16 protein-coding genes are annotated in these 21917 nt (G+C 70.4%); 10 read left to right on the forward strand and 6 right to left on the reverse strand.

Features of this window, described 5'->3' with window-relative positions:
* Positions 1 to 13 precede the first annotated feature (13 nt).
* Positions 14 to 691: an RNA polymerase sigma factor gene (locus EF387_RS37875; RefSeq protein ID WP_202918493.1), complete on the reverse strand. Its 678-nt coding sequence runs from the start codon at positions 689 to 691 to the stop codon at positions 14 to 16.
* 139 nt (positions 692 to 830) lie between these two features.
* Entirely contained in the window at positions 831 to 1481 is a 651-nt protein-coding gene (locus tag EF387_RS46850; RefSeq protein WP_155589806.1) for a hypothetical protein, read from the reverse strand.
* A 1241-nt stretch (positions 1482 to 2722) separates the two neighbouring features.
* On the opposite strand from EF387_RS46850, the gene EF387_RS37890 reads away from it, so the two are divergent.
* The 3 genes from EF387_RS37890 (at position 2723) to EF387_RS37900 (ending at position 5736) form a co-directional block, all read left to right on the forward strand.
* Positions 2723 to 3607 (forward strand): neutral zinc metallopeptidase, encoded by an 885-nt coding sequence (locus EF387_RS37890; RefSeq protein ID WP_162467274.1) that lies wholly within the window; start codon positions 2723 to 2725, stop codon positions 3605 to 3607.
* Positions 3608 to 3691: 84 nt separating this feature from the next.
* Positions 3692 to 4756 carry a S1C family serine protease gene (locus tag EF387_RS37895; RefSeq protein WP_128381141.1) on the forward strand — a complete coding sequence of 355 codons (1065 nt, stop codon included), beginning with the start codon at positions 3692 to 3694 and terminating at the stop codon, positions 4754 to 4756.
* Positions 4757 to 5037: 281 nt separating this feature from the next.
* Positions 5038 to 5736, forward strand: coding sequence for a copper homeostasis protein CutC (locus EF387_RS37900; protein ID WP_128381142.1), 699 nt, complete (start codon positions 5038 to 5040; stop codon positions 5734 to 5736).
* Between the two features lie 81 nt (positions 5737 to 5817).
* Here EF387_RS37900 and EF387_RS37905 read toward each other — a convergent pair whose 3' ends face one another.
* Entirely contained in the window at positions 5818 to 7782 is a 1965-nt protein-coding gene (locus EF387_RS37905) for a HelD family protein (protein WP_238431929.1), read from the reverse strand.
* A gap of 612 nt (positions 7783 to 8394) precedes the next feature.
* On the opposite strand from EF387_RS37905, the gene EF387_RS37910 reads away from it, so the two are divergent.
* Positions 8395 to 8580, forward strand: a complete 186-nt coding sequence (locus tag EF387_RS37910) for a hypothetical protein (RefSeq protein WP_128381143.1) — start codon at positions 8395 to 8397, stop codon at positions 8578 to 8580.
* Positions 8581 to 8663: 83 nt separating this feature from the next.
* Here EF387_RS37910 and EF387_RS37915 read toward each other — a convergent pair whose 3' ends face one another.
* Positions 8664 to 10313 (reverse strand): DNA repair helicase XPB, encoded by a 1650-nt coding sequence (locus EF387_RS37915; RefSeq protein WP_128381144.1) that lies wholly within the window; start codon positions 10311 to 10313, stop codon positions 8664 to 8666.
* 312 nt (positions 10314 to 10625) lie between these two features.
* Between EF387_RS37915 and istB the strand changes: the two genes are divergently transcribed.
* Complete coding sequence (gene istB, locus EF387_RS48810; RefSeq protein WP_238431924.1) at positions 10626 to 12251, forward strand: IS21-like element helper ATPase IstB; 1626 nt, start codon at positions 10626 to 10628, stop codon at positions 12249 to 12251.
* Here istB and EF387_RS49795 read toward each other — a convergent pair.
* Positions 12229 to 12591, reverse strand: coding sequence for a hypothetical protein (locus EF387_RS49795; protein WP_338058148.1), 363 nt, complete (start codon positions 12589 to 12591; stop codon positions 12229 to 12231). The two genes, istB and EF387_RS49795, sit on opposite strands and share 23 nt — an antisense overlap.
* A 424-nt stretch (positions 12592 to 13015) precedes the next feature.
* A complete protein-coding gene (locus EF387_RS37935; protein WP_128381145.1) occupies positions 13016 to 15721 on the reverse strand; it encodes a helicase-associated domain-containing protein in 2706 nt (901 codons plus the stop codon).
* Between the two features lie 144 nt (positions 15722 to 15865).
* On the opposite strand from EF387_RS37935, the gene EF387_RS37940 reads away from it, so the two are divergent.
* From EF387_RS37940 to EF387_RS48820, 5 genes are all read left to right on the forward strand, one after another.
* Positions 15866 to 17023: an HAAS signaling domain-containing protein gene (locus tag EF387_RS37940; protein ID WP_128381146.1), complete on the forward strand. Its 1158-nt coding sequence runs from the start codon at positions 15866 to 15868 to the stop codon at positions 17021 to 17023.
* A gap of 431 nt (positions 17024 to 17454) precedes the next feature.
* Positions 17455 to 17937 (forward strand): LamG-like jellyroll fold domain-containing protein, encoded by a 483-nt coding sequence (locus EF387_RS37945; RefSeq protein ID WP_128381147.1) that lies wholly within the window; start codon positions 17455 to 17457, stop codon positions 17935 to 17937.
* A gap of 189 nt (positions 17938 to 18126) precedes the next feature.
* Positions 18127 to 20211, forward strand: coding sequence for a LamG-like jellyroll fold domain-containing protein (locus EF387_RS37950; RefSeq protein ID WP_162467275.1), 2085 nt, complete (start codon positions 18127 to 18129; stop codon positions 20209 to 20211).
* A gap of 31 nt (positions 20212 to 20242) precedes the next feature.
* Positions 20243 to 21502: an ALF repeat-containing protein gene (locus EF387_RS49510; RefSeq protein WP_274388977.1), complete on the forward strand. Its 1260-nt coding sequence runs from the start codon at positions 20243 to 20245 to the stop codon at positions 21500 to 21502.
* Positions 21503 to 21736: 234 nt separating this feature from the next.
* Positions 21737 to 21853 (forward strand): helix-turn-helix domain-containing protein, encoded by a 117-nt coding sequence (locus EF387_RS48820; RefSeq protein WP_238431930.1) that lies wholly within the window; start codon positions 21737 to 21739, stop codon positions 21851 to 21853.
* The last annotated feature ends 64 nt before the right edge of the window (positions 21854 to 21917 follow it).

The raw sequence follows: 21917 nt of genomic DNA on the forward strand, positions 1-21917 counted from the left end.
CTGCATAGGATGCTCATCGGGGTATTTCCAGGTGTCTTCGGAGAGCGTCCAGCGCCCGGCTGGCGGTTGACTTGACCGTCCCCCGGGAAACTCTGAGGGTCTCCGCGATCTGCGCCTCGGTGAGTTCCGACCAGTAGCGCAGGACCAGGACTTCACGCTGCCGGTGGGTGAGGTGGTGCAGCGCGTCGATCACTTCCTGGTGGCTCTCGGCGAGCAGCACGTTCTTGTCGGCCGACGGGGCATGGCCCTCACGCTCGGGGACGTAGGCGCGTGCGGTCCGACGGCGGCGCAGGACCGAGCGGGCGGCGTTGACCACGCTGGTCCGCAGATAGGCCTCGGGGTCGTCCAGTTCCGCCGGCCGACCGCCGTGGCGGCGCAGGAGCGCGGCGAAGGCGTCCTGCACCACGTCCTCCGCGGTCGGGAGGTCGTCCACCAGGAGCAAGGCGAGACGGACCAGCGCGAGGCGGCGGTGGCGGTAGAGGTCCTGGAAGCCGGGCTCGTCGCCGACGGTGGCCGCGACGGGGGACACGAAAGCGGGGGGTGCCGTGGACGCGGGGGGTGCCGCGGAGGGTGGTGCCGCGGAGCCCTGCCGGTCCGTCGGTGAGCGCAGCGCCAGGCGATCCCGTACCCGGCTCACTCGACGCAACAGGTCCGCGGCGGCACGGACGAGGGTGGGTAACGGCTCGCGCACGTCGTCCCACCGGGGGACGGCCGGCGGGGGAACGGCTGGAATCGTCGCTGTCCTCACGGGTCTCCTGGACGTCGTGGTACCGGGCCCGTCCAGCCCGGGGCCCCGGGCTGGACGGGCCTTACTGCCCGCGCTCGAGCGTTCAGCGGGTTGCGCTGGCCGGTGCCTGGGTGGCTGTGGCGGGGGCGTGGGTTGCGGTGGCGGGGGCGTGGGTGCCTGTTGCCGGGCTGTGGGTGGGGGTGGCCGGGGCCTGGGTTGCGGTGGCCGGAGCGGGGGTCGCGGTGGCCGCACCGCGGGTGCCCTCGGCCGGGCCGGGGGTGTTGTGGGCGGGCTTGGCGACGGGCTTCGCGTGCCTGGTCGCGGCGGTGTGCTTCCCCTTGGGCTGAGCGGTGGCGTGGGCCAGCTTGGCGTGCTTGCTCGGGGTGGCGTGCTTACTTGCGGTGGCGTGCTTGCCGGCGGTGGCGGACGCGGCCGGGGAGGCCGAGGCCGACTTGTGGGCCTTGGCGGTGGCGGGCTTGGCATGCTTCTGGGCGGTGGCGGCGGCGTGGCTCTCGCTCGCACTCGCACCCGCGCTGGCGTTCGCGCTCGCGTTGCCAGTGCCAGTGCCGGTGCCCGCGGTGGCGTCCGGGGTGGCGGTGGGGGCGTGGGCGGTGGCGGGAGCGCCGTCCGTGGCGTGGGCGGTGGCGGTGAAGGTGCCGCCGATGGCCAGTGCGGCTCCCACGGCGGAGGTGCCCAGAGCGGTGCGGACCCGGTTGCGGCGGGGGCTTCGCGGGGCGGCGTGACGGCCTGACATTTCGGTCCTCGAATCATGAGTGGTTCAGTCGACTGACCGCTCGTCAGGGATGGCTTCCCTGCGGCGGCCCTCTGCTGGAGGCGCCTCCACCCCGACAGACGTCCGAAGCCCCTCGAGGTTGTCGGTCGCTCGCGACAATCCCGTGGACGACCGAGTGACGTGCGTCACGCCGCATTGACTCCATCGAGAACGAGGGCGACATCGGAGTTGAACGCCTCACGGCGGGCGCTGCGCAGGTGCTCGGTGGACGCGGACAGCAGTTGAACGCCGAGGACGGAGTGACGAGCAGGCGCGCCGCTCGCCAGGGGAGATCCAGGCGGGCGTTTGTGCCGGTGCCCGCCAGCCTGACCAGAGCATGCTCAGATGCCGCGGTACGCATCGGCTCATATCGTGGGCATAGGGCTGGAGGTGTCGAGAATGGCTTGGTACGGCTGGCTGATCATCATCCTCGGCCTAATCGTCCTCAAGGTCATCTGGGTATGAAACGCGTATGAGACGGCGTCGGCGCGCGCTCTACATCCGGGCAAATGGGGCGCCGGTCCGGAGGTGGTTCGCACCCGGACGGATACGCCGGTGGCTACACGGAGGGAGACGGCGACGCGGACTACGGCGGGGGCGGTGGCGGTGCCAATGGTGAGGCGAGTGAACTGGCCAGGACCACTGCGCAGTCGTTGAATTGCCCGCCCTGCCTGGCGCTGTCGGTCGACAGCACGAGTGCGCGGGCGGCGTGGTCGGGGCTCGGCTGACCCCGCTCGGCGGCGAGGGTGCTCAGGGCGCCGAGGAGCACGTGTAGTGCTCATAGTGCTCATCGATCGAGATGCGTACGCGCCGGACCGGCAGTATCGTCGTTGTGTCGCATAACTCGACACTCGCGGGTACTTGTTGTGAAGTGCCGAAAACCAGTTTGCGTGCCGCAATCGACTTTCCACAAAGACGCTGCTTTGCGGAGTAATGACCTACGGATGCTTGACACCTTACTCAAGCTCTGTGCATGAAAGCGGACGACTGAGGTTTTCGACGGCGCCCCATAAGTCCCCTGTGAATCGCCGTGCGACGTCAGATGCGGCGCATCGTAAACCCAGGGTCACCCTCATGCTTGGTGTCTCCGGATGCTCCGAGAGGCCAGGTGCCGCTGAAGTCGCACGCTCGCCGGGCATGGGGGACACCCTTCAGGTCTGAATTTCGCCGAGCCTACGGGTTGGTGACGGACCCTGGCCGCAATGCGGTTAGTGGTGATCTCTATGAAAACCAGACTCAGAGCCCGACTGCTGTTGGCTGCCATTGTCGGCGCAGCGATGGGGGTCGCACCCGTAGCGGAAGCCTCTTCCACAGATGCCGCCTTCTCGCCGGCCCGGATGAGCAGTCTGCCCAGCCAGCCGACCCCGCCTCCCCCGGAGGAGGAAGAGCTGCCCGAGGCGGAGAACAGGGAAGCTCTGAGAAGCTCCAAGTCGGGCGGCGAGATCAATGTCCCCAGATTCCTCTCCAAGGTGACCCAGGATGCCGATCGGGTCTGGGTGGATTATTTCGCTCAAACACCCGGCCTGGAGGAACCGTTCGTCACATATCACCTCGTGGGAACGACTCAGGAGCCCACGTACACCCTCTCGCGGGCGTGCGGGGGCGCCACGATCGACACTGATCACAAAAACGCGTACTACTGCTCGACTGGCGAAGGGGATATTGTCCTGCCCGTCAACACCTTCGCGAGGATTTGGCAGGGAGACTTCTTCGGTCGAGCACCCAAGAACACGGGGGACTTCGCGGCGGCGTTTGTGGTCGTACACGAATTCGGTCACCACATACAAGATGAGATCCTCAAGCAGTACAACGAGCGTGGTGTGCCTGTGCCTAATTACAAGAGAAACGACAAGAACAAGGAACTGATAGCCGACTGCTTCGCCGGAACCTGGGCGTTCAGCGCCTACTACAAAGGGTTCGTGGAGCCCGGCGACTACGACGAAGCCATCGACTCCGTGCGGGCCATCGGTGACCCCCCGGGAGTAGCGAGTCACGGTACCCCCGATGAGCGGCAGGCTGCCTTCGAGGAGGGGTACAACACGGGAGAGCCCACCAGGTGCATCATCCGCTACTGGCCAGGAGCTGCGGCAGCACTCGGCCTTTCCTGATGTAGGGCCACGGCGAAAACAGCAGCATTTTCCGGGCTGGGTCCGGATGCGGCACCGGGCCCTCCGTCGAAAGGGGTCGTCGAGATGAGCTCAACAGCTAGGGGCATTGTCGCTGCTACGTCGGCGATGGTGCTCGCTGTGTGGGGAACAGCGGTGGCGCATGCGGACGATCCATCGCCAAAAGAGATCTATGAAAAAGCCGCGCCTGGCACTGTCCACGTCATTGGGTCGAACGGCTCGGGCACCGGATTCATCTACGACTCCGAAAAGGGACTCACCGTTACCAACGCCCATGTCGTGCAAGGAGAAGCCGCGCTGAAAGCCGTCGTGGAAAACAGGCAGCCGGCTCCTGTGCGAGTGGTTGGAATCGACCCCTGTGAGGACCTTGCCGTACTCAAGTTTGCATCTCCCCAGAAAGATCTGAAGGAACTGGAATTCGGTGACAGCGGTAAGGTCGAGACGGCAGACGCAGTCACGGCACTCGGTTATCCGGAGTCGGTGGAGGGAGGTTCGTCGACCCAGAACGCCGCCTTCACCTCAGGAGCTGTGCAGTCGCGGGCTGTATCCGCGGATCCTTTCCCGTCCCTGCCGCGCTATCCCGCGTTGATCCAGCATTCCGCCACGCTGAATCCAGGCAATTCGGGAGGGCCACTGCTGAATAGCGAGGGGAAAGTGGTGGGCCTGAACGTATTGGGCTACGCGGGTGCTGAGGGACAGTTCTACGCAATCGCCAGTGATCATGCGGAGCCCAAACTGGCCGCATTGGCGGCGGGCGAGAAGAAGAATGATCCTGGATGGCTCCTCCTTGATCTGACGGATCCAATTCTCCCCAGTGTGTTCGAGGAGATCGACAGCCCTGAGGACGCGGCGGCGTTCAAAGACTTCCAGAGCCGAGGAATCGAGGGGGTGATGGCCCTCTATGTGAGGGCGGACTCTCCTGCAGCCAAGGCCAAACTCTCGGGAGGGGATGTCATTACGACCGTAAGGGATGAGCCGGTGAAATCAATGGCACAGATCTGCGACATCCTCCAGTCCACCGCTGCCGGCGAAACGCTGACCTTGACTGGGGTTTACTCGGGTGTTCTCGGCAGCGTTGGGGGGCAGGTGGCCGAGGAGTGGACCACCGAATTGAAACTTCCCCGCAATTGATGGAACCTGCCGCAATCGCCGACGCCGCCTCGCCCGGGTCAGCGCCCCCGCAAGCCGAATCGAGGCTGTCGGCGCCGCGCGGCCGGCGCGACCGTCATGAGCCCATGAGCCGCTCCACCGCCGCGTACACCACCACCGCCCTCCTCGCCAAGGTCCTGGCCGGTCGTGGCACGGCACAAACCCGCGCTTGCGAATGGACTAGACCTGTAGTGGACTAGACCTCTCTGGACATCCAGCAACACAGGCATCGTTGTCACTCCGGAATTCAGGAATGAGGTCCCATGAGCAAACGTGCAGTCCTGGAGGTGATCGCCCTCGATCGGGAGGACGCGATCGCCGCCGCGGCCGGAGGCGCGGACCGCCTCGAACTCGTCGCCGACATGGCGGCCGACGGACTCACCCCTCCGGTGGAGACGTTCTCCGGGATCCGTGCCGCCGTGGACATCCCGCTGCGCGTGATGCTGCGCCTGGCCGACGGCTTCGCGGCCGGTGCCGCCGGGGATGTGGCCGCGCTCGCGCGGATCGCGCGGGAGTTGCGGCAGGCCGGCGCGGACGAGTTCGTCCTGGGATTCCTGGACGAGTCGGGCAACGCGGATCTGCCGACCGTCGAGGCACTCCTCGCCGAACTGGACGGTTGCCGCTGGACCTTCCACCGTGCCATCGACCGCGCCGCGGACCGTGACGCCCTGCGCAAGCAACTCGCGGACCTGCCGGGCCTTGACACCTATCTCACGGCCGGGTCGGCGGCCGGGGTGGACGACGGCATGCCGACCCTGCTCGCCGAGGCCGCCCGGCGCGGCGAGCCCGGCTACGAGCCACGGCTGATGGTGGGCGGCGGGCTGCGCATCGAACAGGTACCGCAGCTGCGGGCGGCCGGCATCGACGCCTTCCACATCGGTGGCGCGGCCCGCCTCGACGGCTGGAACTCACCGGTCTCAGCCGAAGCGGTCCTGAAGTGGCGGACCGCCCTGGACGTCTGACACCGACGGACGGTCAGGAGCGCTCCAGCTGGTCAAGGGCGGTCAGGAGCGCTCCGGACTGGTCAGGAAGGTTCCGGGCGGTCAGGAGAGCTGGGGTGGCAGCGGGGACTTGTGGGTGACGATCAGGCCCGAGACCGCTCGGGTGAGGGATACGTACAGACGGCGCAGGCCGGTGCGTTCGTCGGGTTCCGCGTCGACCACAGCCTGCGGCTCGTCGAGGACCACGTAGTCGTACTCCAGGCCCTTCGCCAGTGAGGCCGGTACGAGGGTGAGGCGGGTGTCGTGCGTGGTCTCCTCGCCGGGCCCGAGGTAGCCGATCCCGGCCGCCGTCAGCGCCTCGGCCAGGGCGGGGACGCGGGCGTCGGCGGCGATGAGCCCGGTCGAGCCCTCGTTGCGCAGCAACTCCTCGCAGGCGGCCACCACTTCGGAGTCGGCGGTGGTGGCCCGGACCTCGAAGACGCCCGGGTTCTCACGGACCGACGCCACCGGCGCCAGGCCCGGCGCGATGTGCGGCAGCAGCCGGGAGGCGTAGGCGATGACGTCGGTCGGGACACGGAAACCGGCCGTCAGCTCCTCGACCGCCGCCTCCGGCTTGCCGAGGTGCGTCAAAGCCTCGCCCCAACTGCGCGTCGCCCACGGGGTCGTGCCCTGGGCCAGGTCGCCGAGCACCGTCGCCGACCCCGTCGTGCAGCGCCGGCCCACCGCCCGGTACTGCATCGGCGACAGGTCCTGCGCCTCGTCGAGGACGACGTGCCCGAGGGAGTGGGTACGCTGCACCAGGTCCGTCGCCTCGTCGATCAGCACCGCGTCCGCCGCCGACCACTTGGCGGACTTCACCGCGCGCGCCGGCCTGGCCCAGAGGATCTTCTTCTGTTCCTCCTCGGTGAGGAGCCCGTCGGCGTGTTCGGCGAGGAAGTCGGCGTCGGCGAGCAGCCGCAGCACAAGCTTCGCGGGGTCGACCGGCGGCCAGATCGCCTTGACCGCCGCCTTCACCGCGGCGTTGCGGGCCACCGCGTCCTGCACCCGGTCGTCCGGGGCCTCGCCGGAACGCTCCATCTGGACGAGGACGGCGTGCGCGATGCGCTGCGGCAGGGCATCGCGAGCGGCCCCGTAGCGGATGTCGCGGTCCAGCAACTCCCGCACGATCGCCTCGAGTTCGTACGCGGGCACCCGCCAGCGACGCGAGCCGCGGACCACCACGACCGGCTCGGTGGGGAGGGAGACATGGGAGCGGAGGGCGCGGCGCAGGATCTCGGCCATGCGGGCGTCGCCCTTGACGACGGCCGCGTCCGCGTCGTCCGTGCCGCGTACCTCTACATGGGCCACGAGGTCGTCGACCGTCGCCTGCTTCACCTCCAACTCGCCCAGCGCCGGGAGGACCTGCTCGATGTAGTGGAGGAAGGACCGGTTCGGGCCGATGACCAGGGTGCCGGTGCGGGCGAGCCGCTCGCGGTGGGCGTAGAGGAGGTACGCGACCCGGTGCAGGCCCACGGCCGTCTTCCCCGTGCCCGGGCCGCCCTGGACGCACAGCGTGCCGGACAGGTCGCTGCGGACGATCTCGTCCTGCTCCGGCTGGATGGTCGCCACGATGTCGCGCATCGGGCCCACACGCGGGCGTTCGATCTCCTGCTGGAGGAGCTTGCTGGTGGCGGCCGCCTCCGTCGGGTCGGAGAGGTGCTCGTCCTCGTACGCCGTGAGGTCGCCGCCGGTGTAACCGAAGCGACGGCGCAGGGAGATGTCCATCGGGTCGTTCTTCGACGCCCGGTAGAACGGCTGGGACACCGGGGCGCGCCAGTCGATGACCATCGGGTCGCCGTCGGCGTCGTGCACGTGCCGGCGGCCGATGTAGAAGCGTTCCCCCTCCGCGCCTTCCGCCTGGTCGGCGCCGGGGGAATGGAGGTAGTCGAGGCGGCCGAAGAAGAGCGGGGTGTGGGCGAGGTCGGCGAGGGCCTTGATGCGCTCGTCGATCTGGTGGGCGAGGACTTCGGCGTTGACCCAGTTCGCGGTGACGTCCCGGATGTCGAGGTTCTCCACGTCCTCGCGCATGGCGCGCAGGGCGGCGCGGGATGCGCCCAGGTGGGCGCGTTCGCGGGAGAGAGGGGTGTCGTCGGGCGCTCCGGGCGCGCTGGACACGAGGGACGCGGGTGACACGGGTGCCTCCGGGAGTGGGTTCGCTGTGTGCGGTGAGGAGCCCCCGGTTTCCGTCCGGGCGGCGGCACTCCGCGAGGGAGGCGGGCAAGGGCCGAGAGTTTACGGAGCGGGGGTGGGGTTGCCAAATGATTTTTCGCCCCTGCCGCTCCGGCTGTCCCGCCGTGCGGCTGTCCTGCTGTCCGGTAGCCCCCGCCGTGCGGCTGTCCTGCTGTCCGGTAGCCCCCGCCGTGCGGCTGTCCTGCTGTCCGGTAGCCCCCGCCGTGCGGCTGTCCTGCTGTCCGGTAGCCCCCGCCGTCCGGTCGCCCCGGCTGCCCTGGCTGCCCCGGCTGCCCCGCCGTCCGGCCGCCCCAGCCGCCCCCCGGCAGCGCCACCAGTCCCATCCCGGGTCCCGTAGCCATGCAGGAGGATCCCTAGGGGACGGCGTCCGCCATGAGAGGGAGATGCCCGGTGCGCGGCTTACATCCGTGGGCCGATGAATCTGGAACGACCGGATCCCATCATGGAGGTATGAGTGCAGCGACATTTACCCCAGCCCATACCGGCCCCCCGAGCGGCGCCTCCGCCGCGACCGGAGTCCCGCACCCCCACCGCCTCGCCAACGCCCTGCGTGCTGTGAAGGTGTTCGCGGACGCCCTGTTCCGAGTGGTCGTCCTCGGCGAGTACGCGGAGGAGGCGGGCGTCCGCCGTCGGTGAGCCAACGCACGCCCCGGCTCCACCCGTCCAGGCTCCACCGCCCCGGCCACCCGCCCGCCGGGTCAGGCCGCGTCGCCCGCCGGTCAGGCCTCCTCGCCCGCCAGCAGTTCGTCCGAGTCCACGATCCGGTACGCATAGCCCTGCTCCGCCAGGAAACGCTGGCGATGGGCCGCGAAGTCCTGGTCGATGGTGTCGCGGGCCACGACCGAGTAGAAGATCGCCTGGTGACCGTCCGCCTTCGGGCGTAGTACGCGGCCCAGCCGCTGGGCCTCCTCCTGCCGTGACCCGAACGTGCCCGACACCTGGATCGCGACCGTCGCCTCCGGCAGGTCGATGGAGAAGTTCGCGACCTTGGACACCACGAGGACGCTGATCTCGCCCTCCCGGAACGCGTCGAAGAGCTTCTCCCGCTGCGCGTTGCTCGTCTCACCCTTGATCACCGGCGCGTCCAGGTGCTCGCCCAACTCGTCGAGCTGGTCGATGTACTGGCCGATGACGAGGGTCTGCTGCCCCTGGTGCTTGCGCACCAGCGCCTCCGTCACCCTCCGCTTGGTGTCCGTCGTCGCGCAGAAGCGGTACTTCTCCTCCGTCTCGGCCGTCGCGTAAGCGAGCCGTTCGGAGTCGGTCAGGTTCACCCGAACCTCGACGCAGTCCGCGGGCGCGATGTAACCCTGTGCCTCGATCTCCTTCCACGGCGCGTCGAACCGCTTCGGGCCGATGAGCGAGAACACGTCCGACTCGCGGCCGTCCTCCCGTACCAGCGTCGCGGTGAGCCCCAGGCGGCGGCGGGCCTGCAGGTCGGCGGTGAACTTGAAGACCGGCGCGGGCAGCAGATGCACCTCGTCGTAGACGATCAGCCCCCAGTCCCGGGAGTCGAACAGCTCCAGGTGCGGGTAGATGCCCTTCCGCTTGGTCGTCAGCACCTGGTACGTGGCGATGGTGACCGGACGGATCTCCTTGCGCGTGCCGCTGTACTCGCCGATCTCGTCCTCGGTGAGCGAGGTCCGCTTCACCAGCTCGTGCTTCCACTGCCGGGCCGAGACGGTGTTGGTGACGAGGATCAGCGTGGTCGCCTTGGCCTGGGCCATGGAACCGGCGCCGACCAGTGTCTTGCCCGCGCCGCACGGCAGCACGACGACCCCGCTGCCGCCGTGCCAGAAGTTCTCCACCGCCTGCTTCTGGTACGGGCGCAGCGCCCAGCCGTCCTCGTGCAACTCGATGGGGTGCGCCTCGCCGTCCACGTAGCCGGCGAGGTCCTCGGCCGGCCAGCCCAGCTTCAGCAGCACCTGCTTGATCTGCCCGCGCTCCGAGGGATGCACGGCCACGGTGTCCGGGTCGATCCGGGCGCCGACGAGCGGCGCGATCCGCTTGGAACGCAGGATCTCCTCCAGCACCGGCCGGTCGGTGGTGGTCAGGACGAGGCCGTGCGCGGGGTGCTTGGTGAGGGAGAGCCTGCCGTAGCGGTCCATCGTCTCGGCGATGTCGACGAGCAGCGCGTGCGGCACCGGATACCGGCTGTACTGCACCAGCGCGTCCACGACCTGCTCGGCGTCGTGCCCGGCGGCGCGCGCGTTCCACAGCCCGAGCGGGGTGACCCGGTAGGTGTGGATGTGCTCGGGCGCGCGCTCCAGCTCGGCGAAGGGCGCGATGGCCCGACGGCAGTCGCCGGCCTGTTCGTGGTCGACTTCCAGGAGCAGGGTTTTGTCGGACTGGACGATGAGGGGACCGTTCACGTAGGCATCCATCCCTTCCGCGCGGAGCGATGTCCGCGGCCAAACGTCCAGTGTGCCTGATCGTCCGGGCGGGCCGGGACGGACCGGGGCCGGTCGATGGTGTCGACGTCCCGTCCTACTGGATGTCTATTCATTCCAATGAGTGGCGTGCATTTCAGATGGACGGCATCGGGTCCCCAGAATGGCCGATCGTGCGGGTCGGTTCCGGTCCTGTCCGCAGGTGAGTTCCTGTTCGTGGGGCCAGTGGCGGCCGTGCCTTGTCCGTGGCGCGCCGGGCGTGATCCGGTCCGCCGGTCCTTGGAGTGGAGTCCGATGCCCTCTCACAGCCCGGCCCTGGGGTCCGCCCCGTCGCCGCCGTCCACGACGCTCGGGTACGCCCTGTTCGCCACCCGCTGGCTCCAGGCCCCGCTGTACTTCGGGCTGGTGGCCGCGCAGGGCGTCTACGTCTACAAGTTCTTCAACGAGCTGTGGAATTTAATCCTGCGGTGCGTGACCGGGCAGGCGACCGAGACGTACGTCATGCTCGCCGTGCTCAAGCTGGTCGACGTCGTCATGATCGCCAATCTGCTGATCATGGTGATCGTCGGGGGTTACGAGACGTTCGTCTCCCGCATCGGTCTACAGGGCCACCGCGACCAGCCCGAATGGCTCTCGCACGTCAACTCCAACGTGCTGAAGGTCAAACTCGCCACCGCCATCGTCGGCATCTCCTCGGTGCACCTGCTGCAGATGTTCGTGGACGTGCACCACACCGCACGCCACGCACTGCTGTGGGGGACGGTGATCCACATGGCCTTCATCGCGTCCGCGGCGATCCTGGCGTACATGTCCGGACCGATGGTGGGGCGGACCGACCACGGGCACCGGGAGCGCAGGGAACTCCCGGACGACGGGGTGCACGGGGTGCACAGGGACGAGGGCGCCGGGGATGACGGCGAGCACGAAGTGCACGGCGGGGGCGGCGTGCACGGCGCGGGCGGGGCGCACGGCACGTACGGCGGGCGCGAGGTGCGCCCGTCCGGCGGGGCCGCCGCTTCGGGCCGGGTGTCACCGGCCGTGCTGGCCAGGATCGGCCTGCCGACCCAGTCGGCCGCCTCGCGCGAGTACGCGGACGATCCGGGCCGGCGCGGTCGCGAGGACGATCCGGGTTCGCGCCGGTACGAGGACGATCCGGGCTCGCGCGGTTACGACGACGATCCGGGCCGGCGCGGTTACGAGGATGAGCCCGGATCGCACAGGATCGGGTCCGAGGCGGCCGGTCCCGCATACGAGACCCACGTTCTGCGGAGCCGCCCCGCCGACGGTCATGGCGCGCACGCGGGAAACCGGGCGCCTGCCCGTGACCTTCCCGAGACGGGTGCCGAGGCCCGGATGCGCGCCGCGAGGTTTCCCTTCCGGAAGCTGCTGGAGGAATTCGACGAGGACCACCCCCGCTCCTTCGACAGGGAGGCGCTGGCCCGGCTGGGCAAGCTGGAGTTCGTCGGTGCCCGGCGGAACGTGGTGTTCGTCGGCGGCCCCGGTACCGGCAAGACGCATCTCGCCATCGGCCTCGGCGTTCGCGCCTGCCAGGCCGGGCACAGGGTGCTGTTCGCGACCGCCGGTGAGTGGGCCGACCGGCTGGCCGCCGCACGCGCGGAGGGCCGGCTGGGCGAGGAACTGGCCGCTCTCGACGACTATCCGGTGCTGATCGTCGACGAGGTCGGCTACCTCTCCTTCGACGCGGACACCGCCCGGCTCTTCTTCCGGCTGGTCGCCCACCGCTACGAGCGGGGCTCGCTGATCGTGACCAGCGATCGTCCGCTCGGCCGCTGGGACGACGTCTTCGGCGGTTCGGCCGCGGCCGCGATGGTCGACCGTCTTGTGCACCACGCCGAGATCGTCCGGCTCGAAGGGGACAGCTACCGGACGCGCCGCGCTACTTCAGCATGGGCAGAGTGACGTTGTTGAGCAGTGGCCCCTCCACGGTGACGCCCTCGGTGACCAGGGGTTCGCCGACCACGGGCAACCCGGCGGCCGGCAGGGGCAGCGGCAGGGCGCCCGGAGCCGCCGTGGCCTGGGGAGCGAGCGCACCGAGGAGGGCGGCGGCCGAGAGGACGGCGGTGGCGGAGGCGATGACGGCGGAGCGGGTGCGGGTGCCGGTGCTGGTGTCGGTGCGCTTGCCGGCATTGGTGTCGGTGCGCTTGCCGGTGCTGGGGGCTTTATCGGCCGTGACGACGGGGAGCTCGGGACGCTCGGAACGTTCGGAGCGCCCGGAGTACTTGGTGTGCCTGGAACGCATCGGGTGCGACGGACCTTTCGGGGATTCGCGCTGACGGCTGGGAGGGGCGGGCCGGCCCCGGTACGCCGAGACCGGCCCCTGGACGGGCGGGGGTCAGAGCGTCAGGCCCCCGCCGAGATCGATGCCGATCGCCGCGGCCTGGGTGGCCAACGCTCCGACCATCGCGGCGGTCGCGGTCAGTACGGTGGCGATACGACGAGCAGCGCGCATGGAACTACCCTCTCTGTTGCTCTTGTTCGACCCGGAGCCCGTTGTCGGCTTCGCCGGCGGGCCGGGTCAGGACACCCGTTGGCTGCCCGGGGGCGCGCGATGCGATGCGGGACGCTCGGCAAGGTCCCTCAAGCGTGGGAAACCTCCGGCATGGCGTGCATGAACCCCCGCGTACGCCCGAAGGAGTGAGGCACGCGGGGGAAGGGGGGAGGCGTCAGGCCGGGTCGTCGGCGAGTTCCGCGACGCCGGTGATCCGGTGCAGCGGAAAGGTGCGGACCTCGTCCGCGGTGTGGTCGTACGCCGTCACGAAGCCGCCCTCCACGCGCACCGGGGCGATCACACGCTGGCTGGCGGAGCCCTCGGCGTTGACGTAGCCGATCCACAGCGCCTCGCCGCTGAGGACCGCGGCCTGCATGGTGGCGAGGGTCTCGGCCGAGCTGGTGCGGGGCAGGTCGGTGCCGCTGCGCTGCGGGGCGGGCTTGCGCGGGGCGGTGGAGGCCAGGTCGCCCGCCCGGATCGCGCGCAGCGCGGCCGTCAGCAAGGTGGTGTCGGGGGCCGGCGGACCCTCCGGCACGGGGGCGGGAGGGGTCCGGGGCGGGGTGCGGTGGGCCAGGGCGCGGGTGATGACGACATCGCCCTCCGCGGACTCCGCCGCGGGTGCGAAGCCCAGGGAACGCAGTCCGTCGAGGAGTGTCGCCGGGTCCGTCCGGGCGGCCAGCACGGTGGGCGCGAGGCGGCGCAGCCCGAGGGCCGCGGCACGCCGGTCGGCGAGGATCTCGTTCAGCAGGGCATCGTCGTCGCACCGTACGTACGCGGAGGCCGCGCCGACCCGCAGATGACCGTGTTTGCGGGCCACGTCGTCGATCAGATAGGCGAGCGGCTGCGGGATCGGGGTGCGGGAGTGGGCGGCGAGGAAGGCGTGCAGGTCCGAGGCGGAGCGGCCGGCGTCCAGCGCGCGGCGCACCGAACCCGGGGTGAAGCGGTAGACGGTCGCGCCGCCCTTCGACTCCACGTCCGCGAGCACGCCCAGCATGTCGGCGAGCGGCCGTTGCAGAGGGCCGGGGGCCACGGCGGTCAGGTCGGCCTGGAGGAGGACATGGTCGAGGGGCTCGGGGAGCAACGGGGCGAGGAGACGGGCCGCGGCGGCGGAACGGACGGCCTCCTCGGCGGGGGATTTGGCGGAAGGCGCGGTGGATTCCGGCACGGAGGGCGCGGTGGATTCCGGCGCGGTGGGTGTGGCGGACCCTGGCGCGGTGGCCGCGGTGGGCGGGTGCTGCCTGTGGTGGACGGGCAGCTTGTCGCCGGGCCCGCCGGAGGGCCGGGCGGACTTGGCCGGTGCGGCCGGCAGCCCCAGCAGCGCCCGCCCGTGCGCGGACAGGGCGCCCCGGCCGGTGACCCCCAGCAACTCCGCCTCGGTCAGGGTCCATTGGGCGAGGCGTGTCCGCAGGTCGTCGTCCTTGCGGTCCTCCCGGCGGTCGGCCTGTTGCGGGCCGCGCAGGGGGCGCTCCCAGCGGAGCCGGGCGAGGACGGAGTCGGCGGACGGGGCCAGCCCTTCGGGCAGACCGGCCAGGAGGGAGAGGACGCGGTGGCGCACCTCGGGCGCGGCGGAGCGGTCCAGCCCGGGGCCCAGCGCGGAGAGCGTCCGGTCCTTGGCGTCCCGGCCGCCGACCAGGCCCGGTGTGCGGGTGGCGGCCAGCCAGGCCGTGGCGAGCCGGGTCCAGCGCTCGGCGGCGGGCAGCTGGAGCCACTCGTCGTACGCCGGTGTCGCCGCGTACCGCTCGTCCTCCTCGCCGTCGGAGGCCAGCAGCCCGGCGGCGTAGGCGAGTTCCACCCAGAACGCGGCGACCGGCTCCGGCACGTCCAGTGCCACGGCCGTCCGCTTAAGGTCCCGCACGCTCAGCCCACCGGCCCGCAGTACCAGCGGCCCGCCCTCGTCCCAGTCCTTCAGTAGCTCCTCGACGGTCGCCAGCGCGCCGTACGCCTGGGCGGCCGCCGTCGCGTCCACGATCTGGGGGCGGGGTTCACCGGACGTCTCCAGCGCGGGCGGCACCGGCTCCGGTGTGTGGTGCGCGCGCCCAGCCCGCAGATGCACCGCCACTTCGCGCGGCAGCACCACCGTGCCGGGCGCGGTCGGCAGCAGCAGTCCGCGGTCGAGCAGCCAGCGCAGCCGGGGCGCGGGATTCGGTGTGACCTGTCCGTACGGTGGCCCCCACACCAGCCGCGCCAGGATCTCCAGCGAGTCCGCGGGAGCCTCGCCGAGCAGGGCCGTCATCCGCGTCCGGTCGGTGAACAGCTCGGTCAGCGACGCGACCGCGGAGACCGAGTCGTGCGTGGAGGGCAGCCCCGCCGCCGCCACGATCTCCTGGATCCGTCCGGGCGACATGCCCGCCGCCGCCTCGGCGACCGTCGGCCCGAGACCGGTCGGCGAGGGGTGCTGGGGCGAGGGGGCGAGCAGTTCGCGTGCGGTGCGCACCAGCCGCAGCCGGTCCTGGGTGCCCCACACCAGAGCCTGTTCGCGCAGGGTCGCCAGGGCCCGCGGGAGTGCCTCGGCGACGGCCGGGTCGCCGGCGTCGCCCGCCATCAGCCCGAGCAGTGCCCCGTAAGACGCCGGGTCCGGGGCCACCGCCAGCGCCTCGGCCGTCTGCAGCGCGAACCGGTCGAGCCGCTCCAGGGCCCGTACGACGGAGGCGCGGGTGCCCGCCCGGGTCGCCAGCTGCGTCAGATCCGTGGGAACCGGCGTGATCAGGTCGGGGCGGCTGCGCAGCAGGGCGGACAGGGACGCGTCGTCGCGGCCGCGGAGGTCCTCCGCGAGCGAGCGCGGTTCCGCCGGGGAGGCGGACCGCGTGTCCGTCTCCTGATCCCTCTCACCGTCCGTGCGGCCCGTACCGGGCTCCCGGACGCCGGGCTCCTGGGTGCTCATCCGCCCCACGGTAGCGGGTGGTGGTTACGGGGAGCCGGGGCCGACCATGTGCGCCACCGGGGCGGCTCTGCGTGGTAGGTGGGCCGCCGCCGGCGCGGTACGGTCGGTGAGGACCGCCGAAACGCCGTTGGCGGAGGGGACTTCGTGGGCATCGAGAGCGACAAGCTGGTCTTGGACTATCTGAGCCGGGTCGGCGATCTGGCCCAGCAGCGCCAGCTGCCCTCCGGGGCCCGGATGCGGCTCGTGACCGAGTTGCGCGGGGAGATCGACCGGCGGCGCGCCAAGGCCGACAGCCCGGCCGCGGTGCGCCGCATTCTGGCGCGGCTGGGGACGCCGGAGGACGTGGTGTCCGGGGCGGCGGCGAGGGGTGCCGCGGCGAGTGGTGCGGAGACCGGTGGTGCGGGGACCGGTGGTGCGGCGGCGAGTGGTACCGATTCGGGCCGTCCGGCTCCGGCCGCTTCCGGTGATGTGCCCGCCGAGGCGCCCGCCTCCGTTCCCGCCCCGCGCGTGCGTGAGCCCGTGGACCCGCCGAAGGGCCTGCGCCGGATGCTCCCGCGGCCCCGTACTGCGGAGGCCGCGGACGCGCCCCCCGCTCCCAGGGAACCGTCGCCGCCCCATCTGGCGAGCACCGAGGAACTGGGGTCGGGCGGGCGGCCCGACTGGTGGCGGGTGGAGGGCGGACCCTTCGGCCCCATGGACGGTGTGCCCGGCTTCGTCGGGGGCGTGGAGATTCCCGAGCTCCTCGAGCCACCGCCCGCCACGGAGGCGGAGACGGATGCCGGTGCGGGTACGCAGAAGACGGATGCGGCGGCCGGGAAGGGGACGGCCAAGGCGAAAGAGAAGACGAAGAAGGAGAAGACGAAAAAGGGGAAGGGCGGGGCCGGGGCGGAGCCCGTTCCCGTGGTGGAAGGGGTTGCCGCGGCGCCGGAGAAACGCCGTCGTCTGCTGGGCCCTTCCGGAGCCGGTGGCTGGAGCAACCCGCTGCTCCTGCTCGCCGCGGCGCTCCTGGTCGGTGGGGCCGTGATGGGCAATCTGCTGCCGCTGGCCCTCGGCTGGATCATCGCCTGGGCCTCGCGCCGGCTGACTCCAGCGGAGTCCAAGTGGGCCGTGGTGGTGCTGCCGGGGCTGGCGCTGGCGGCGGGGATGGCATGGCTGTGGGGGCGGTCCACCGAGCGGTGGGGTGAGCCGATCACGCAGGGGCACATGGGCGACGCGATCGCGGAGACATGGCCGTGGGTGATCCGCGGCGCGGCGGCGCTCTCGGCGGTCTACCTCGTGTGGCGCTCACAGCGACGGCGCTGACTTCGCGTGGCGGGTGGCGAGTTCGCTGCGTTGGCGAATGGCCGTGATGGTGTCGGTCGCCGCGTCCCAGGAGCAATGACACATGCACCAGGACGGGTTGGCCGAAGGTCACGATCAGGACGCCGGAACGCCGACACCTTCGGTCATAAGTGACCAGAACGTGATGCCAAACGATCTGAATGAGCCAGTGGTGATCGATGTTGGCTGTGATTCGCCTGTGAAAACCGTGAGCTTCGCGTAAGGATCCTCGGGTTGGTCACGCCGGGCCTTTGACCGGGGCGCGTGACCCCGGTGCCCGGAGTCGGCTGAGTCAGCCATGAACCGCACCGATGCACAGCATGCCCGAGTCCTCAGGCGACGTGGCATGCCTGATCGTTGATGTTCACGCAGGGGGAATTTCGTATATGAGACGGCGAAGCATGCCCGGGCGCATGGGAACCGTGGCCCTGGCATCGCTCGTGGCGGCGACAGCCTGGAGTACGGGGCCGATGCTCGGTCTCGCGCAGGCGGCTCCCGGTGAGGGACTGGACTCCCTGGTCGAGGATTTCGCTTACCCGGACCGGGACAAGCTGCTGGCCGAGAAGGGCCTGAAGCTCATCTCCGGTGACGGCAACATCACACTGGCCGAGTGTGCGGCCGGCGGCAGTGAGCTGGTGCGGATCAACAGCCGTGACAGCGGCAATGTGTGTTTTAACGCGTCGACGAAGAAGATCCAGTTGTTCGTCAACGGCAAGGCGCAGACGGCGGCCGACTTCACCACTCCGTGGCGGGCTGCCGGCGGTCTGCAGAGCCGCCGGCTCGGTTACAAGGGCGGATTCCAGGAGAACTTCGCCGGAACCGTCGACAACGTCCGTGTCTGGGACCGGGCCGTGGGAGTCGACGAGATATTCAACGACGGGATCCGGGTCGGCTGACCGACGCTGAACTCCGTTTCTTCATCGGGGCCCGCACACGTTCGGCGGGATCCGCGCAACGTGCCGCAGCGGGCACCGATTTCACCTGCACGGGATGCATATTCCCTTGCTCCCCATCTGTTTGACGAACCTGGATCACACATGCATGCACATCGCGGAATTCCGCGGTCATTACTGCGTACTACCGCAGTGGCGACGATCATGTCGGCGGCGGCGTCAACTTCCCTGCTCCTGACGTCGACCGAGGCACAGGCCGCACCTGGCCGGGCAGCCTCCGTCACGGAGGACGCCGCCTTCGGTCTCGACGAGGGTGCCGGTTCGCGGCGCGTACTGGGCGGCGCGCCCCAGGAGTTCACGGCGGGTCTGGTCGGCGGCGCCCAACTCGGCGCGGCGGGCAGGACCGGCACAGCGCTGAAGCTCAACGGGACGACGGCGTACGCGGCCACGACCGGCCCGGTCGTTGACACCACGAAGTCGTTCTCGGTGTCGGCCTGGGTGAAGCTGGACAACAAGAACGTCAACCACACGTTCCTGTCGCAGGCGGGAACGCGGGCGAGCGGTTTCCAGCTCTACTACTCATCAACCTATGACAAGTGGGTTTTCAACCGGCACACCAAGGACGCCGACGACACGGCGCTGGTGCGGTCCCTGAGCACGGACACCGCACAGACCGGAGTGTGGACCCACCTCACAGGTGTGTACGACGCGACGGCGAAGACGGTCCAGCTCTTCGTCAACGGCAAGGCACAGACGGCCGCCTCCTTCACCGCCACCCCATGGCGTGCTTCGGGCGGACTCCAGATCGGCCGGCTCCACTACAAGGGCGGCTACCACGAGTACACGGCCGGACTGCTCGATGACGTGCGGCTCGTGCAGTCGGCGGTGACGCAGGCCGATGCCACGGCGATCGGCGGTGGCACGCTGCCCGCGCATCTCCAGGAGCTGGCGTCGTTCCCGATGGACGAGGCCGCGGGCGCGGCGCGGGTCAGCGGCGGCATGGGCGCTGGTCCGGTCGCGACGGTGGCCGGCGGCGGTGCCCAACTTGGTGCCGCGGGCAAGACGGGCACCGGCCTGAAGCTCAACGGGACGACGGCGTACGCGGCGACGGCCGGTCCGGTGGTGGACACCATGAAGTCGTTCTCGGTCTCGGCGTGGGTGAAGCTCGACGACAAGGACAAGAACTACACGTTCCTGTCGCAGGCGGGGGACCGCAACAGCGGGTTCCAGCTGTATTACTCCAAGGCCTACGACAAGTGGGTCTTCAACCGGCACACCACGGACACCGACGACACGGCGATCGTACGGTCACTCAGTTCGGGCCTGGCACAGGTCGGCGTGTGGACTCAGTTGACAGGTGTGTATGACGCGTCCGCCAAGACGGTCCAGCTGTTCGTCAACGGCACACCGCAAACGGCGGCCGCCTTCACCACTCCGTGGCGTGCCGCGGGTGGACTGCAGATCGGCCGGCTCGCCTACAAGGGAGCCTTCCAGGAGAACTTCGCCGGAACCATCGACAACGTCCGCGTCTGGGACCAGGCCGTGGTGATGGGCTGCGCGGGCACGGACGCGGTCGGACATCGCGGCGCACCCGCCATCGCCCCGGAGAACACCCTCCCGGCGCTGGAGGCGGCGGCGGACGCCGGTGCGGAGTGGGTCGAGACCGATGTGCAGTTCACCAAGGACGGCAAGCCGGTCCTGATGCACGACGCGACCGTCGACCGGACGACCAACGGCACGGGCCGCGTCGACGAACTCACCGCAGAGCAGATCGCCCAGCTCACCGTGGACGGCGGTGGACGCGTCCCGACCCTGGAACAGGCGCTGTCCGCGCTGAAGGTCAAGCCTTCCCGTCTCCTGCTGGAGATCAAGGGCCCGCAGACGACCGCGGCCGTCGACACCGCTCTCCGGCTCGTCTCCGAGGCCGGGATGACCGAGCGCACGCTGCTGCAGTCATTCGACGAGAACATCGTCCGGGACGCGGCGGCCTCCCCGTACAAGACCGAAGTCGCGCTGCTGCGCTCCACACTCGACGCCGATCCGGTGGCCACGGCCCGCGCGTTCAAGCTCAGCACGTACGCGGTGAAATTCACCGGCCTCTCCGCCCGTCCCGCCGTGGTGGACCAGTTGAGGGCGGCCGGGGTCGATGTGTTCGTCTGGACGGTCGACAGCGAAAGCCAGTGGAAGACAGCGGCTTCGTGGGGCGTCGACGGGCTCATCACCAATGCGCCGGAGCGGTTTGTGCCGTGGCGGGACAGCAACTGTGTCGAGAACTGACGTGTCGTTGAAACCGAAGAAGAGGGAATCGGTGAGGACATTCAGAGGTTCGCCGGGCCGGCGTGGCGTCGCTGATGGCTCTGGTGCTGGTCGCGGGGCGGACCTGAGTGCCGCCGCCGCGGACGACGAGGTGCCCGCGTACGACAGATCCGACATCCTCTGGGAATGGCAGTACGGCGGCCCGGGTGTTCGGCGTGCCGCCGAGGCCGTCCTGCTCAGCCCTGGTCAGGACGTCGACACGTTCATGAACGAGGATCTGCCGGACCTCCTGGAGGAGGATCTGCGCGTTCAGGTGGCGCAGATCCTGGCCACCGGCGGCCCCGGTGTGCGGGAGGCCGCCAACACCGCGCTCGACGGTGGGGCCGAGGAGCTTCGGAAGTTCCTGGACGAGGGAATCGTCCAGCCCTACGACGACGACCTGCGGGTCCAGGTCGCGCAGATCATGGCCGCGGGCGGACCAGGCGTCAAGGAAGCCGCGAACAAGGCGCTCAACGGTTCCGCCGACGACTGGAAGAAGTTCATCGACCAGGGCCAGCACAAGGCGCGGGAGGAGGACAACCGGGTTCAGGTCGCCCAGCTGATGGCGGCGGGCGGCCCGAATGTGAAGAAGGTCGCCAACCAGGTCCTGGACGGCACGCCTGAGGACGTACAGGAATTCCTCGACGAGGGCTGGCAGGTCGCCGCCGCGCGGGACCAGGAGACCCTGACCGTCGCCCAGTTGGCCGTGCTCGCCGACAAGGCGCAGAAGCAGGCGACCCGGCTGACCGAGGAGGCCAAGGAGGAGGCGGCCAAGGCGGCGAAGGCGACACTACGGGCCAAGGAGGCGGCGCAGGTCGCGGCGAAGGAGGCCGAGGAGGCGAAGTCGTCGGCCAGCCGGGCTGCGGCTGCCGCGTCGCGTGCCGCGTCCGCCGCCGACCGGGCGGCTCAGGCGGCTCGTACCGCGGTGTCGTCGGCCGCGGCGGCCAACAAGGCGGCGCGGGTGGCCGCCACGGCTGCCGCACAGGCGGCGTATGCGGCCGGCCGGGCGGGCAGCGCGGCGTCCACGGCCCGCTCCGCCGCTGCGGCGACGGCCGCCGACGCCCAGCGGGCGAAGGACGCCCGCATCGCCGCGCAGAACGCGAACGCAGCCGCTCAGGGCGCGCGGAAGGCGGCCAAGGCGGCCGAGCAGGCCGGTATCGCCGCGGAGGCGGCGGGAGAGGCGGCCGGGGCCGCGGCCAGCGCCGGAGCCAACGCCGCGGCGGCTGCCACCTTGCTTTCGGGCAGGGTGCCCGGTCCTTCAGGGCCGGGGTGAATGCCCGCTCCCGCGGAGCGGGGCAGGGCAAGCCGAATCGCCGTCAGGGCGATTCGGCGTGGACGCCGTGATGCCGAGAGGTGGCCACAGGCAGGTGGTGGTGAGGGGGAGTTGAGGGGCCTGGGTCGGTGGCTGGTGCCGGCCGGGCGTGGTCACTCGCCCGGGTGATGGTGATCGATGGTGTGCGCGGCGGGGGAAGGTGTGGTCTAGGTTCGCGCCGTGGCACGGTTTCGGATGTACCCGACGAGCGAGCAGGAGCGGCAGATGCTGCTGCACTGCGCGCATGCCCGGTACGTGTGGGTGCGACGCGAAGTCGCACCGTTTAAGTGGGGCTGCTCCGCAGAGATATGAGAGGGCAGCTCTCTGGCCGGTGTCCAAGGTCAGTCCCCAGGTCCGCGTGCGTCGCCGGTAACGG

The sequence above is a fragment of the Streptomyces cavernae genome (genome assembly GCF_004023625.1).
Lineage (GTDB): Bacteria > Actinomycetota > Actinomycetes > Streptomycetales > Streptomycetaceae > Streptomyces > Streptomyces cavernae.

Bases quoted from the DNA above. Each gene is read 5' to 3' on its own strand.
- EF387_RS46850 (WP_155589806.1), bottom strand. From the start codon at position 1,481: ATGTCAGGCCGTCACGCCGCCCCGCGAAGCCCCCGCCGCAACCGGGTC.
- EF387_RS37890 (WP_162467274.1), top strand. From the start codon at position 2,723: ATGAAAACCAGACTCAGAGCCCGACTGCTGTTGGCTGCCATTGTCGGC.
- EF387_RS37895 (WP_128381141.1), top strand. From the start codon at position 3,692: ATGAGCTCAACAGCTAGGGGCATTGTCGCTGCTACGTCGGCGATGGTG.
- EF387_RS37900 (WP_128381142.1), top strand. From the start codon at position 5,038: ATGAGCAAACGTGCAGTCCTGGAGGTGATCGCCCTCGATCGGGAGGAC.
- EF387_RS37905 (WP_238431929.1), bottom strand. From the start codon at position 7,782: ATGCGCGAGGACGTGGAGAACCTCGACATCCGGGACGTCACCGCGAAC.
- EF387_RS37910 (WP_128381143.1), top strand. From the start codon at position 8,395: ATGAGTGCAGCGACATTTACCCCAGCCCATACCGGCCCCCCGAGCGGC.
- istB (WP_238431924.1), top strand. From the start codon at position 10,626: ATGCCCTCTCACAGCCCGGCCCTGGGGTCCGCCCCGTCGCCGCCGTCC.
- EF387_RS49795 (WP_338058148.1), bottom strand. From the start codon at position 12,591: ATGCGTTCCAGGCACACCAAGTACTCCGGGCGCTCCGAACGTTCCGAG.
- EF387_RS37935 (WP_128381145.1), bottom strand. From the start codon at position 15,721: ATGAGCACCCAGGAGCCCGGCGTCCGGGAGCCCGGTACGGGCCGCACG.
- EF387_RS37945 (WP_128381147.1), top strand. From the start codon at position 17,455: ATGGGAACCGTGGCCCTGGCATCGCTCGTGGCGGCGACAGCCTGGAGT.
- EF387_RS48820 (WP_238431930.1), top strand. From the start codon at position 21,737: ATGTACCCGACGAGCGAGCAGGAGCGGCAGATGCTGCTGCACTGCGCG.